The organism is Stenotrophomonas maltophilia group sp. RNC7 (genome assembly GCF_030910085.1).
Taxonomy (GTDB): Bacteria; Pseudomonadota; Gammaproteobacteria; order Xanthomonadales; family Xanthomonadaceae; genus Stenotrophomonas; species Stenotrophomonas sepilia.
In genome coordinates, this window is the sequence record NZ_JAVFVN010000993.1 from 111,017 (window position 1) to 123,023 (window position 12,007).

The following is a 12,007-nucleotide window of genomic DNA, read 5'->3' on the forward strand; positions in this document are numbered from 1 at the left end:
CTCAGCCCTTGGCCTTGGTCAGCGCCTGGTCGAGCAGGGTGATCGCCAGGTCGATCTCTTCGTAGCTGATGTCCAGCGACGGCGCGAAGGTGATCACGTTCTTGTACCAGCCACCCACGTCGAGCACGAGGCCCATGCGTTTGCCGTCGTGCAGCAGGTCACCGGCCAGGCCGATGTCGACCATGCGGTCCAGCAGCTCCTTGTTCGGGGTGTAGCCGTCGGCCTGGCAGATTTCCGCACGCAGCGCCAGGCCCAGGCCGTCGACGTCGCCGATTTCCGGGTGGCGCTTCTGCAGGCCGCGCAGGCCGTCGAGGAAGTACGCGCCCTTTTCCGGCACGGTGCGCTCGTAATCCATTTCCTTGCCCAGCTTCAGCACTTCCAGGCCCAGGCGGGTGCCCAGCGGGTTGGAGTTGAAGGTGGAGTGGGTGGAGCCCGGCGGGAACACGGTCGGGTTGATCAGCTCTTCGCGCGCCCACAGGCCCGACAGCGGGTTCAGGCCGTTGGTCAGCGCCTTGCCGAACACCAGCACGTCCGGGGTCACGCCGAAGTGCTCGATCGACCACAGCTTGCCGGTGCGCCAGAAGCCCATCTGGATTTCATCGACAACCATCAGGATGCCGTACTTGTCCAGCACGCGCTTGAGGCCGGTGAAGAAGTTGCGGGGCGGGATGACGTAGCCACCGGTGCCCTGGATCGGCTCGACGTAGAACGCGGCGTACTCGGCCTGGCCGACCTTGGGATCCCACACGCCGTTGTACTCGCTTTCGAACAGCCGCTCGAACTGCCACACGCAGTGGTCGGAGTACTCGTCCGGGGTCATGCCCTTCGGGCGACGGAAAGGGTACGGGAACGGGATGAACATCGCGCGCTCGCCGAAGTGGCCGTAGCGGCGGCGGTAGCGGTAGCTGGAGGTGATCGACGACGCACCCAGGGTGCGGCCGTGGTAGCCGCCCTCGAAGGCGAACATCAGGCTCTTGCCGCCGCGCGCGTTGCGCACGATCTTCAGCGAGTCTTCAATGGCCTGCGCACCGCCAACGTTGAAGTGCACGCGGCCGTCGAGGCCGAACTTCTCGTGCATGTCCACGGCAATGGTCTTGGCCAGCTGCACGCGGGTCGGGTGCAGGTACTGGCTGGCGACCTGCGGCAGGGTGTCGATCTGGTCCTTCAGTGCATCGTTCAGGCGCTTGTTGCTGTAGCCGAAGTTGCACGCCGAGTACCACATCTGCAGGTCGAGGTAGGGCACGCCTGCGCCGTCGAACATGTAGCTGCCTTCGCCGCGCTGGAAGATCTTAGGCGGATCGACGTAGTGGACGGTATCGCCGAAGGAGCTGTAGCGGGCTTCGTCGGCCAGCAGCTGCGCATCGGAGGCAGCGGCGGCGGCGTTCTTGTCAAAAATGTTCATGCAGTTCGGTTCCGTGAAGGACGTTCGAAAGGGGTAACAGGGGAGCGCGCCTGGAAGGGAGTGCTCAGGCGGTGGCCAGCAGCAGGGGCAGTGCGGCGGGCTGCGGGCTGGCGTCGAGACGACGTGGCTGCAGCAGGCTGCCATCGAGCAAGCGCGGCAGCAGTGCGATTGCGTCGTGGAAGGTGTCGATGGCGGCATGCTCGATGCCGGCATGGGTGCAATGGGTGATCAGGCGGCGCTTGGCGAACACGAAGTCGGCATCTTCGGATACACAGAAATCCGAACTGCCGTCGCCGATCATCAGCACGCGCGGTGCTTCGTTGGCGCGCGCCTGCGCGGCGCAGGTGCATTTGCAGGTGCCACTGCGGCAGCCTTCGGCCTGGTAGGGCGATTCCAGTTCCCAGTGGTCATCGCACCAGCGCAGGTGGTTGGCCACCACCGGCAGCTGCGCCAGGCCGTGGTTGGCGAGAATGCGATGGATCGCATAGTCCAGGCCGTCACTGACGATGCGCAGCGGAACGCCCAGCTGTCCGGCACGGCTGACAAAGGCGGCGAAGCCCGGATCGATCTGCACCTGGTCCAGATGGGCATCGAGCGTGGCCGGGTCCAGCTTCAGCAGCCGCACCTGGCCCTGCATGCATTCACGCGAGCCGATCTTTCCCGCCTTCCACTGGTCTTCCAGTTCCTGCCAGCCCGGCTGGCCGTACTTTTCCAGCAGCGAGTCGATGACATCTTCGAGGCTGATGGTGCCGTCGAAGTCACACAGGATGCTCCAGCGCATGGGCAGGTCCGTCGATGAAAGAAGCGTCCGGCACGATGCCGGGGCAGGCTCAATGTAGGCAGGCCGCCTTTCTCGTTCCTTTCCTGTTGAAAGGCTTTTTTTACGGGCTGGGAAAGCGTTCAGGAAGATGCATGGATGAATGCGCGGCGCGCAGGCCATGCATGCACGTGCGGGTCAGGCACGGGCCAGGACCTGCAGTATTTCGGCCGTCTCCTCACGGGTCTGCCAGGCGCTGTTGCCAAGGGTGAGCATGCGTGCGGCGAAGTCACGTGCATTGGGCACGTCCTCCTGCGGCACGATGCCACGCAGGTAGGCGTAGTCGGGCAGGGCACGGATGAACATACGGCTGGCGCCGAGGCCGCGCGGCCACAGTGTGTCCAGTGCGGCGTCACGCGCGCGCTGGCTGGGCAGCAGCAGCATCAGCATCGGCCAGGTGCCGCCGCTACCGGCCAGGCCATCGACCACCTCCACCGCCGGCAGTTGTGCCAGCTGCACGCGCAACTGCAGTGCGCGCAGGCGCCCGGCCTGCAGGAACGCCGGCAATCGCCGCGCGGCATGGGCACCGATGTTCTGCCGCCATCGGCTGACCCGGTGCTGCGGTATGTCCAGCGGGAAAACATCACCGACCGCGTCTTCCAGATCGCCACGCTGCAGTGCGTTGCGCAGCGGATTGCCGTACACCAGCGACAGCAGCGAGGGGCGATAACAGGCGGCAAGGCCAAGCAGCTGCACACTGCGAAGCAGCTCCCAGCGCAGGTTGAAGCGCACGTGTTCGGCGGCATGCTCGGCCAGTTCGGCGCGCAGTTCGTCATCGCGGCTGACCAGCAGGCCGCCTTCGTGCAGGCTCAACCCCTTGCCGGCGGCCAGGCTGAAGAATCCGATGTCGCCACGCAGGCCGACACTGCTGTTGCCCACCCGTGCGCCCAGCGCCTGTGCGGCATCTTCGATGACCCAGGCGCCGGCGCCGCGCGCGATGTCGCAGGCCCGTTCGACATCGGCGATGCGACCGCCGAGGTGGGTCGGCAGGATGGCCAACGTACGCGCATCGGCCAACCGCTTGAGCTGGCCGGGATCGAAGTCGAAGTGGCCGCGCCGGGTATCGCACAGCTGCACGCGCAGGCCGAGGCTGTGCACCGCGATCGGCACCAGCGGACAGGTGTAGGCCGGCATGATCACCGTGTCGCGCCTGGGCGCGCGCTTGCGCAGGGTGCGCAGGGCGATCAGCAGCGCGTGCGTGCCGGAACAGGTCAGCTGCAGCGGCGGCGTGCCCAGCTGGTTGGCCAGGATCCCGCGCAGGTCACCACCACCGGGAAGGAAGTCGCTGGCCTGCATCGGCAGGCCGGCGGTCGGTGGCAGTTCGCGCGCGAACAGGCTCATCGCAGCCCGCTCACGAGGTGCTTTCGGCGGGGCTGTGCGGGTCGTCCGCTTCCGCGCGGCCGAGGCAGACGATGCCGGCCACGATCAGCACCGCACCGACCAGGTGGTGCAGGGTGAGCGGCTCTTTCAGCAGCCAGGCCGACAGCAGCAGCACACTGATCACTTCCAGGTGCGAGGCCGCGAATGCCGGGCCGATCGGCGCATGCCGCAGCAGGCTCATCCAGGTGAAGAACGCACCCACGTAGCCCAGGATGGCGCCGTACACCCATGGTTGCGACAGCACGCGCAGCAGCCAGGTGGTGTTGGCCTCGACCGGCAGCGCAGCATCGCCGGCGTACTTGAAGCACAGCTGGGCCAGGGTGTCGAAGGCCATCAGCAGGGGGAAGCCGATCACATACAGGCGCCTCATGAGCCGGCCCCCACCACCGCCACGCCTGCTGTGACCAGCAGCATCCCGGTCACCCGCAATGGCGTGAGCTTCTCGCGGAACAGGATGCGGCCGGCGATCATCAGCGCCACGATGTTGATCGAGCCCAGCAGCACGCCCTTGGACAGCGGAACCAGTGACAGGAACGCGATCCAGGCGACGAATTCAAGCACGTAACAGGCGATGCCGATCCACAGCCAGGGGCGGCTGAGCATGTGCTTCCAGCGCTGCAGTCCCTCGCCCTCCTGCGGGTCGCTGGCGGCGGCCTTGAAGGCGAGCTGGCCACCGGTATCGAGCACGACATTGGCCAGCCACAGCAGCGTGGCAAGTGCCCCCATCTCAGGCCACCGCCTTGAGGACGCCGCTGTGTTCACCGATCCCGGTGAAGAAGCGCGCGCTGCGGCGGATCACCTCGCGGCGTTCGCGGTCGATCGTGATCATGTGGTAGCTGTCCTCCAGCACCACCAGTTCCTTCGGGCCACTGACCCGCGACATCACCAGTTCGGCATTGCCCATGCTGGCCACGTCGTCTTCGCGGGCGTGCATCACCAGGCACGGGGCGGTGACCTGGTGCAGGTGGCGGCGGGTCCAGTTGCTCAGCGCACGCATCTCAGCCAGCGCATGCCAGGGATTGCCCGGAAGGCCTGCCGCCGCGCTGTCGCCGGACAACATGGCGGCGCTGACCTGCGCACGCAGGCGCTCGTCGCGCAGGCCGTACGGCGGTTCTTCCATGAACATGCGGTCGCGGCCGATGTTGAAGCGCTTGAACCACGGTAGCAGGAACGAGAGGCGGGCGACGGCGGGTATGTTCCAGCCGTCGTAGCGGAACGTGGCGCCATACACGCCGACGCCGGACACCCAGTCCGGTCGTCGAGCAGCAAGTGCCAGGGACAGCACCGCGCCCATCGACAGGCCACCGACGAACAGCTGGTCGACCTTGCCGCGCAGGCTTGCCGCCGCATCTTCCACGCCCTGGTACCACTGTTCCCAGGTGGTCGCCAGCAGGTCATCCACGGTGCCGCAATGGCCGGGCAGCTGCACGCCGTGTACGGTGAAGCCGGCGTTGTTCAGCCCTTTGCCCAGCATGCGCATTTCCGCCGGGGTACCGGTCAGGCCGTGGACCAGCAGCACGCCCTGCGGGCCACCGGGGAGGAAGAAGTCGTGCGAGTCGGTCACCTGGCGGCTCCGGGACGGCAGTGGGGAGGGTCAGGATCGCAACCGCGATTTTCGCCAGCCTTTCAGCGCCCCGGTCCGGGTCAGGGGCCCTTCAGCAGCGGCAGCGTGATGGCGACCTTGAGCCCGCCGCCGGGGCGGTTGAGGAAGGTCAGGCGCCCGCCGAAGTGCTCCACCGCCTCGTGGGCGATGGCCAGGCCCAGGCCGGTGCCGCTGGCGGTGGTGCCGGGGGCGCGGAAGAAGCGCTCGCCCAGCCGCGGCATCACGTCCTCGGGTACGCCGGGCCCGTTGTCCTCCACGTACAGTTCGACGTCGTTGTCATCCAGCGCGTGCACGCCGACGGTAACGGTCGCATCGCGGCCGGCATAGCGCAGCGCATTGTCGATCAGGTTGTCCAGTGCTTCCTGCAGCTGGGCACCGTTGCCGAGCACGCGCAGCGGCTGGGGGCTGCCGCGGTAACCCAGATCGATGCCATCGCGGATCGCTTCAGGCACGCGTGTACCGACCCACTGCGGCACCCGTTCGCACAGGTCCAGTACCTCCACCGTCTCCGGCACGGTCTGGGCCCGGCTCAGCGCCAGCAGCTGGGTGCTGACCCGCGCGGTGCGCTGGTTGAGCCGGCGGATGTGCTGCAGTGCCTCGCGCACCGTGTCCGGGTCGCCATGCGCCAGTGCCTGGTCCACGTGCAGGGCCATGCCGGCCAACGGCGAGCGCAGCTGGTGCGCGGCGTCGGCGATGAAACGGTTCTGCAGGGTGATCATTTCCGCCTGGCGGGCAAACAGATCGTCGATGGTGCTGATCAGTGGCTGGATTTCCTCCGGCACGTCGGCGTCGGAGATCGGCGCCAGTTCGCCTCGGCGCTGTGCCAGGCGGGTCCTCAGCGGGGTCAGGATGCGAAGGCCATGGGTCACCCCGAACCAGACCAGCGCGGCAGTGCCCAGCGCCAGCATGGTCATCAGCGGGATGATGATCATCAGGATCTCTCGCGCGCGCTGGCGTCGTTCGGCCATGCTTTCGGCCACCGTCACCGCCAGCTGGTCCTGCGGATCGTTCATCGCACGCGTGCAGACGGTGGCCATGCGCACCGGCTGGCCGTTGAGAATGCCATCGTACAGGGTGGGGTCCACGCCGGTGCATTCCTGCGAAGGCGCGTAGGCACTGAAATCTGCATTGCCGCTGAGCGTCCCCTGGCGGCTGCTGTCGACGTTGAAATAGCGATGGCCGTCGGGTTCGTACTCGATCAGGAAGCGTGCTTGCGGAGACAGGTCGCTGGTCACCGGCATGGTGCTCAGCATCTGTGCGAACGAGTGCGTGTCGTCGATCAGGTTGCGGTCGTGGATGCGGTTGGAATAGTCCAGCGCAACGTAATAGGCCAGGATCGTATTGAAGGTGAGAAGGCCCAGCATCGGCAACGCCAGGAAGGCGAGCAGGCGCCGTCGCAGGCTGGGGGGGCCGCTGATCACGGCGCGCTGCCGTCCTGCGCGTCTTCCAGCATGTAGCCCAGCCCGCGCACGGTGCGGATGCCCATGCCGCCCGGCTGCAGCTTGCGGCGCAGGCGGTGCAGGGCGATGTCCAGGCCGTTGTCGGTCAGGTCCTGGCCCCAGTCGCACAGCGCTTCCACCAGCTGCGCGCGTGACACGATGCGCTCTGCACGCACCGCCAGCGCCGACAGCAGGCCGAACTCGCGTGCGGTCAGTTCAAGTGATTGGTCGTCGATCCATACGCGGTGCCCGGCCAGGTCCAGGCGCAAGCGGCCGATGCGCAGGTCCGGATTGCCATTGCTGGTGACCCGCCGCAGCTGTGCACGCACGCGGGCTTCGAATTCATCCAGTGCGAACGGCTTGACCAGGTAGTCGTCGGCACCGAGGTCGAGCACGCGCACCCGCTCGGCCAGGCCGTCACGCGCGGTCACCACCAGCACCGCCAGGCCATCGCCGCGCTGGCGCAGTCGTTGCAGCACGTCGCGGCCATCTAGTTGCGGCAGCCCCAGATCCAGCACCAGCAGTGCATACTGGGTCGAGCCCAGTGCTGCATCGGCGTGCGCACCGTTGTCGACGTGGTCGACCACGTGCCCCTGCCGGCGCAGCGAGGCGCACAGGCCGGAGGCGATGTCCGGGTCGTCTTCAGCAATCAGAACGCGCATGCGCGGGGCTCCTGTAACGGTCAGGCCCACCGGCTGGACGGGGCGGGCCTCTCGGCTGCCGAAGGGTAGCCGCAAACCGGGTGAAGGTGGAGCGCGCCGGGACCTCCCGGCGCCGTCACGCTGTCCCTCCATTCAGTCCTGCAGCCCCGGCTCACCCAGCGCCAGCGGCATCCGGGAGCCATCCAGCAGGCCACGGCTGAGCTTGCCCTCCTCGATGAACAGCAGTTCGCCGTTCTCGCCGTTCTTGATGCTGCTGTCGATGGCGATCACGCGGTCGCCGTGGAAGCTGCTGACGTGTGGCATCGAGGTATGGCCGACCACGATGCGCTTGAGCTGCAGGCGGTCGAGCACGGCCTGCACACCCGCGGTGTCGAGGCGGCCATCGAAATAGCCGCGGTACCAGATCGGGCTGGTCTTGCCGTCATACAGCGGTGCGGTGGCCGGGTCGGCCTTCACTTCGGCCTTGGGCAGGCCCAGCGAGGCCTGGTAGGCCGCGTTGGTGCGTGCCGGGTCCAGCGCCAGCTGCACCGCCTCGGGCGAGATGCCGCCGTGCAGGAACAGGGTATCGCCGATCTTCAGCAGTACCGGTCGGGTGCGCAGCCACTGCCCGATCACCGAGTCGGCGCCATACAGCTGCGGGTAGCTGCGGCCCAGCAGCTGGGCGCTGCGCAGGTACTTCGGGTTGACGTAGCGCAGGTCGTCGTACAGCACCATGGTTTCGTGGTTGCCGAGCACGAAGTGCACGGCGCCACCGGCGGCGGCCGCCTGCTGCTGCAGGCCGTAGAGCAGCCAGAACGCCTCGGTCACCTGCGGGCCGCGGTCGAACACGTCGCCGGCGATGACCAGGGTGTCCTTGCCCAGCGCCCAGCGATCTTCCGCGTCGATCACGTGGTGGGCACGCAGCAGGCGCACCAGCAACCCGTACTGGCCGTGGATGTCGGACAGCGCGACGATGCGCGGTGTGGCCGGCAGCACCGACACCGAGGCTGCATTCGGCGCAGCCACGTGCACGGTGTGTTCGTAGCCGCAGCGCGGTGCGATATCGGTCCCTGTTGCCCCGGAGGCAAGCGTGCGCGATTCGACCATGTCGGCGCAGATCCATTGGGCCTGCACCTGGTCGCCCTGGCGGAACACATAAGGGCCATCGGCCTGCACGTGGTCGGCGGGCGCGGCCACCTCGCGCGCCTGCGTGGTTCCGGCGCTGCAGGCCAGCAACGGCAGCAGCAGGGCGGTCATCAGGGAAGGGCGATAGCGCGACATCGTCGGTGTCCGGCGGTGGAAACATCCGATGCTAACCGGCGCGGCCGGGTCGCGGTGTGCGCGAATGGGCGGGTCAGGCGCTGTGCCCGTCGTCCCTGAGCTTGCGCACACGGGTGGCGGCGGCCTGCAGGGGCCGACCGTCGCGCCCGCGCGGCTGCATGTACGGCAGCGGGCGACGTGTGCTGGATTCGATCAGCTGCGAATGGGCCTCACCGGCAGCGAAGCGATGGCGTTCGCCCCACTGGCGCAGCGCGACCAGCACCGGGAACAGCGCCTGGCCCGCGGCGGTGAGCACGTATTCCTGGTAGGCCGAGCCGTCGGAGGCCGGTTGCAGTTGCAGGATGCCGGCCTCGACCAGCCTGCGCAGGCGATCGCTGAGGATGTTGCGCGCCGCGCCGAGGCTGCGCTGGAAGTCGCCGAAGCGGCTGACGCCGTCGAAGGCATCGCGGATCACCAGCAGTGCCCAGCGATCACCGAGCAGGTCGGCGCTGCGGGCAACGGGGCAGGGGCTGTCTGCGTGCATGGCGGTCTCCGTCCTATGTGGTTGCAGTTTAAAACCAAAGTGGCTAGCCTGCATCCGGTTTCAATATGAAACCAGATGACGAATGCCATGCCGATTCCACGCCCCCTGCTGGTGCTGCTTGCGGTTGCCGCCGGCGCCAGCGTTGCCAACGTCTATTACGCGCAGCCGCTGCTGGATCAGCTTGCACGCGCCTTTGCACTGGACCGGGCCGTGGCCGGCGCGGTGCTGGCTGCCACCCAGGCCGGCAGCGTGCTGGCGTTGCTTGGCCTGCTGCCGCTGGCGGACCGCGGTGACCGGCGACGCCTGCTGCGGCTGCAGCTGATCGCACTGGTGCTGGCCCTGTTGTGGCTGGCGGCGTCGCGCACGGCGAGCTGGCTGTTGTCTGGCATGCTGCTGGCCGGATTGCTGGGCACGGCGCTGACCCAGGGCCTGATCGCCTACACCGCCACGCTGGCACCGCCCGAGCAGCGCGGTCGCATGGTTGGCGTGGTGCAGGGCGGAGTGTTCATCGGCCTGCTGCTGGCGCGCGTGCTGTCTGGTACGGTGGCGGCGGCCTTTGGCTGGCAGAGGGTCTACCTGCTGTCCGCGGTGGTGATGGCGGCATTGGCGGCGCTGCTGTGGCAGCGCTTGCCCGCAGTACCGGTGCCGTCGGTCCCTCCACGCTGGCATGAGCTGCTGGGCTCGATGCTGGGCATGCTGCGCCGGGATCGAACGCTGCGCGAGCGCGGTCCACTGGCGTTGCTGCTGTTTGCCGGACTCAACGTGTTCTGGGCGGCGGCCCCCTTGCCGCTGTCGGCCCCACCGCTGCAGTGGTCCACTGCGGCCATCGGTGCGCTCGGCCTGGCCGGGGTGGCAGGTGCATTGATGGCGTCGCGGGTCGGGCACTGGATGGACCGCGGTTTTGCCGATCGGGTCAGTCTTGGCGCGCTGCTGTTGATGCTGGTCGCGTGGTGGCCGCTGCTGGGCCTGCCGCAGTCGCTGTCGTTGCTGCTGCTGGGCGTGATCGTGCTCGATCTGGGTGGGCAGGCGCTGCATGTCTCGAACCAGGCGCTGCTGCTGCGCGCGCCGGGCGAGCAGCATGGACGCCTGGTGGCGCTTTACATGCTCTTCTATGCGGTGGGTAGTGGTGTCGGTGCGGCTGCCGGGCCCTGGATGCAGGCCCGGCACGGCTGGCCTGCCGTGTGCCTGCTGGGCGCCGGCATCGCGCTGCTGGCGCTGCTGTGGTGGGCAGCGTGGCGGAGGCGGGCGGTGAAAGCAGCGGCTGGCGCGCGAATCGGTAGAGTCGACTGTTAGTCGACTGCTCCTCGTTCCGACGGCGAAAAGCTCCGCGCTGCGCGCGGTAGTCGACTAACAGTCGACTCTACCCGCCACCGGGATTTTTCATTTCCGCCAGTTCAGCGCTGCAACGCGCGCCGCCCCGGGGCTTCCTGCAGGTCCGCGCTGGCCACCACCACGCGGTTGCGGCCGCTGCGCTTGGCCTCGTACATCGCCGCGTCGGCACGTGCCATCAACCGCTCGTAGTCCGGGTGGCCATCATGGCCGGCCACGCCGATGCTGGCAGTCAGCGACAGAGCCTGGCCGTTGGCCAGTGCCACTGGCGACTGCGCGATCTGCCGGCGCAGGCTCTCGGCGATCACCGTGGCCTGTGACTCACTGGCGGCAACCAGCACCACCACGAACTCCTCGCCGCCGTAGCGGAACAGGTAGTCGCTGCCGCGGGTCAGCTGGCCGAGCAGGCCGGCGACGTGCTGCAACGCGCGGTCGCCGGCATCGTGGCCGTGGCCGTCGTTGATCGCCTTGAAGTGATCCAGGTCGAGCAGCAGCAGCGAGAACGGCGTGCGGTTGCGCGTGGCCAGCTCGATCTCCCTGCGCAGCACGGTAGGCAGGAAGCGGCGGTTGAGCAGGTTGGTCAGGGCATCGCTGCCGGCATCCAGTTCACCGATGCGTTCGAACAACAGCGTCATCAGGGTACGGATGGCGGCCAGGTCCTCGCGGATGGCCGGCAGCACCGCCAGTCGTTGCGCCGGGGTGTCATGGCTTGCCCGCTGCAGGTTGCCGTCGATGCGGGCCATCAGTTGGCCGACCTGCTGGGTTTCGCTGCTATCGCCGAAGCTGGGGATGCCCTTGTGGGTGAACCACAGGCCGAATTCCGAGCTCGCCAGGCTGGCGCTTTCGCTGGCCTGCACGTGGCCGGCGAGTGCGTACAGCAGGGCGTTCTCCCAGTCCAGCAGCAGTGCACGCTGGCGCTCGCGTTCAGTACCGACATTCTGCACCAGCGAGAACAGCCGATAGGCAGCATCGGCACGGGTGGAGCGCTCGCGTGCATGGGTGTAGGCCAGGGTCATGCCTTCCATGGCGATGTCCATGATCGCGCTGAGGCAGTCGATGGCGGCGAACGCGGTGGCGCTGTCGGGCGCGTCGTCGCGCAGGCGCACGAACAGCTCGTGCTTGAGTACGCGCGCGCCGCGGGTGACCAGGTCGACCGGAATGCCGACCCGGGCATGCACATCACCGATCACGCGTTGCGAGGCAACGGTGGCGGCAATGCCGTCGGCATCAGTGGTCAGCAGCTGCACCAGCCAGCGCTGCATGGCCGGTTGCAGGCGTTGCTTGACCTGATCGTGGGACAGGAAGCGGCGTGCACGCCCGTCCTGCAACAGCACTTCGTAGAAGCGTTGGGCCAGCGCCGGCGGGGCATCGGTTGCGGCGGCGTGCAGCAGCGCGGTGGCGGCCGGGCCGGCCTGTTGCAGGCAGTGCTGCCAGGCCTCGGCCAGCGGCTGGCTGGCATCGTCCAGTTGGGGTGGTTCCACGTCGATCTCTGACTGCGTACGGCAAACCACGGGTATCGGCCGCGGTGGCGTGCGGTTGATGGTGGGCAAGCCGGCCAGTTTAAGCGCGATGCAGGGTCGTCCGGCACGCAG

General features: G+C 67.9%; 12 protein-coding genes. 1 reads left to right on the top strand and 11 read right to left on the bottom strand.

Going from position 1 to position 12,007, the window contains the following annotated elements; translation table 11 throughout:
• Window position 1: 1 nt before the first annotated feature.
• The 10 genes from RCF13_RS25910 to RCF13_RS25955 all read right to left on the bottom strand — a co-directional run bounded on the left by RCF13_RS25910 (window position 2) and on the right by RCF13_RS25955 (window position 9,086).
• Complete coding sequence (locus tag RCF13_RS25910; protein WP_061479537.1) at window positions 2-1,402, bottom strand: aminotransferase class III-fold pyridoxal phosphate-dependent enzyme; 1,401 nt, start codon at window positions 1,400-1,402, stop codon at window positions 2-4.
• 64 nt (window positions 1,403-1,466) lie between these two features.
• Entirely contained in the window at window positions 1,467-2,183 is a 717-nt protein-coding gene (locus RCF13_RS25915) for an MtnX-like HAD-IB family phosphatase (protein ID WP_061479536.1), read from the bottom strand.
• Between the two features lie 174 nt (window positions 2,184-2,357).
• A complete protein-coding gene (locus tag RCF13_RS25920; RefSeq protein WP_061479535.1) occupies window positions 2,358-3,560 on the bottom strand; it encodes a DegT/DnrJ/EryC1/StrS family aminotransferase in 1,203 nt (400 codons plus the stop codon).
• 10 nt (window positions 3,561-3,570) lie between these two features.
• Window positions 3,571-3,969, bottom strand: coding sequence for a DMT family transporter (locus tag RCF13_RS25925; protein ID WP_032954032.1), 399 nt, complete (start codon window positions 3,967-3,969; stop codon window positions 3,571-3,573).
• Entirely contained in the window at window positions 3,966-4,325 is a 360-nt protein-coding gene (locus tag RCF13_RS25930) for an EamA family transporter (protein WP_021202495.1), read from the bottom strand. The genes RCF13_RS25925 and RCF13_RS25930 overlap by 4 nt, the downstream gene beginning before the upstream one ends.
• Window position 4,326: 1 nt before the next feature.
• Window positions 4,327-5,163: an alpha/beta fold hydrolase gene (locus RCF13_RS25935; RefSeq protein WP_134967856.1), complete on the bottom strand. Its 837-nt coding sequence runs from the start codon at window positions 5,161-5,163 to the stop codon at window positions 4,327-4,329.
• An 80-nt stretch (window positions 5,164-5,243) separates the two neighbouring features.
• The gene (locus tag RCF13_RS25940) at window positions 5,244-6,623 is read right to left on the bottom strand and encodes a sensor histidine kinase (protein ID WP_061479534.1); all 1,380 of its coding nucleotides are present in this window, start codon (window positions 6,621-6,623) and stop codon (window positions 5,244-5,246) included.
• Window positions 6,620-7,303, bottom strand: coding sequence for a response regulator (locus tag RCF13_RS25945; protein WP_005415779.1), 684 nt, complete (start codon window positions 7,301-7,303; stop codon window positions 6,620-6,622). Before RCF13_RS25945 ends, RCF13_RS25940 begins: the two co-directional genes overlap by 4 nt.
• A 132-nt stretch (window positions 7,304-7,435) precedes the next feature.
• Window positions 7,436-8,563, bottom strand: coding sequence for a metallophosphoesterase (locus RCF13_RS25950; RefSeq protein ID WP_134967857.1), 1,128 nt, complete (start codon window positions 8,561-8,563; stop codon window positions 7,436-7,438).
• A gap of 73 nt (window positions 8,564-8,636) precedes the next feature.
• Window positions 8,637-9,086 carry a helix-turn-helix domain-containing protein gene (locus RCF13_RS25955; RefSeq protein ID WP_134967858.1) on the bottom strand — a complete coding sequence of 150 codons (450 nt, stop codon included), beginning with the start codon at window positions 9,084-9,086 and terminating at the stop codon, window positions 8,637-8,639.
• Between the two features lie 87 nt (window positions 9,087-9,173).
• Between RCF13_RS25955 and RCF13_RS25960 the strand changes: the two genes are divergently transcribed.
• Window positions 9,174-10,379, top strand: a complete 1,206-nt coding sequence (locus RCF13_RS25960; protein WP_231352621.1) for an MFS transporter — start codon at window positions 9,174-9,176, stop codon at window positions 10,377-10,379.
• 101 nt (window positions 10,380-10,480) lie between these two features.
• On the opposite strand, the gene RCF13_RS25965 is transcribed toward RCF13_RS25960, so the two are convergent.
• Window positions 10,481-11,896: a GGDEF domain-containing protein gene (locus RCF13_RS25965; RefSeq protein WP_231352622.1), complete on the bottom strand. Its 1,416-nt coding sequence runs from the start codon at window positions 11,894-11,896 to the stop codon at window positions 10,481-10,483.
• Between the last annotated feature and the right edge of the window lie 111 nt (window positions 11,897-12,007).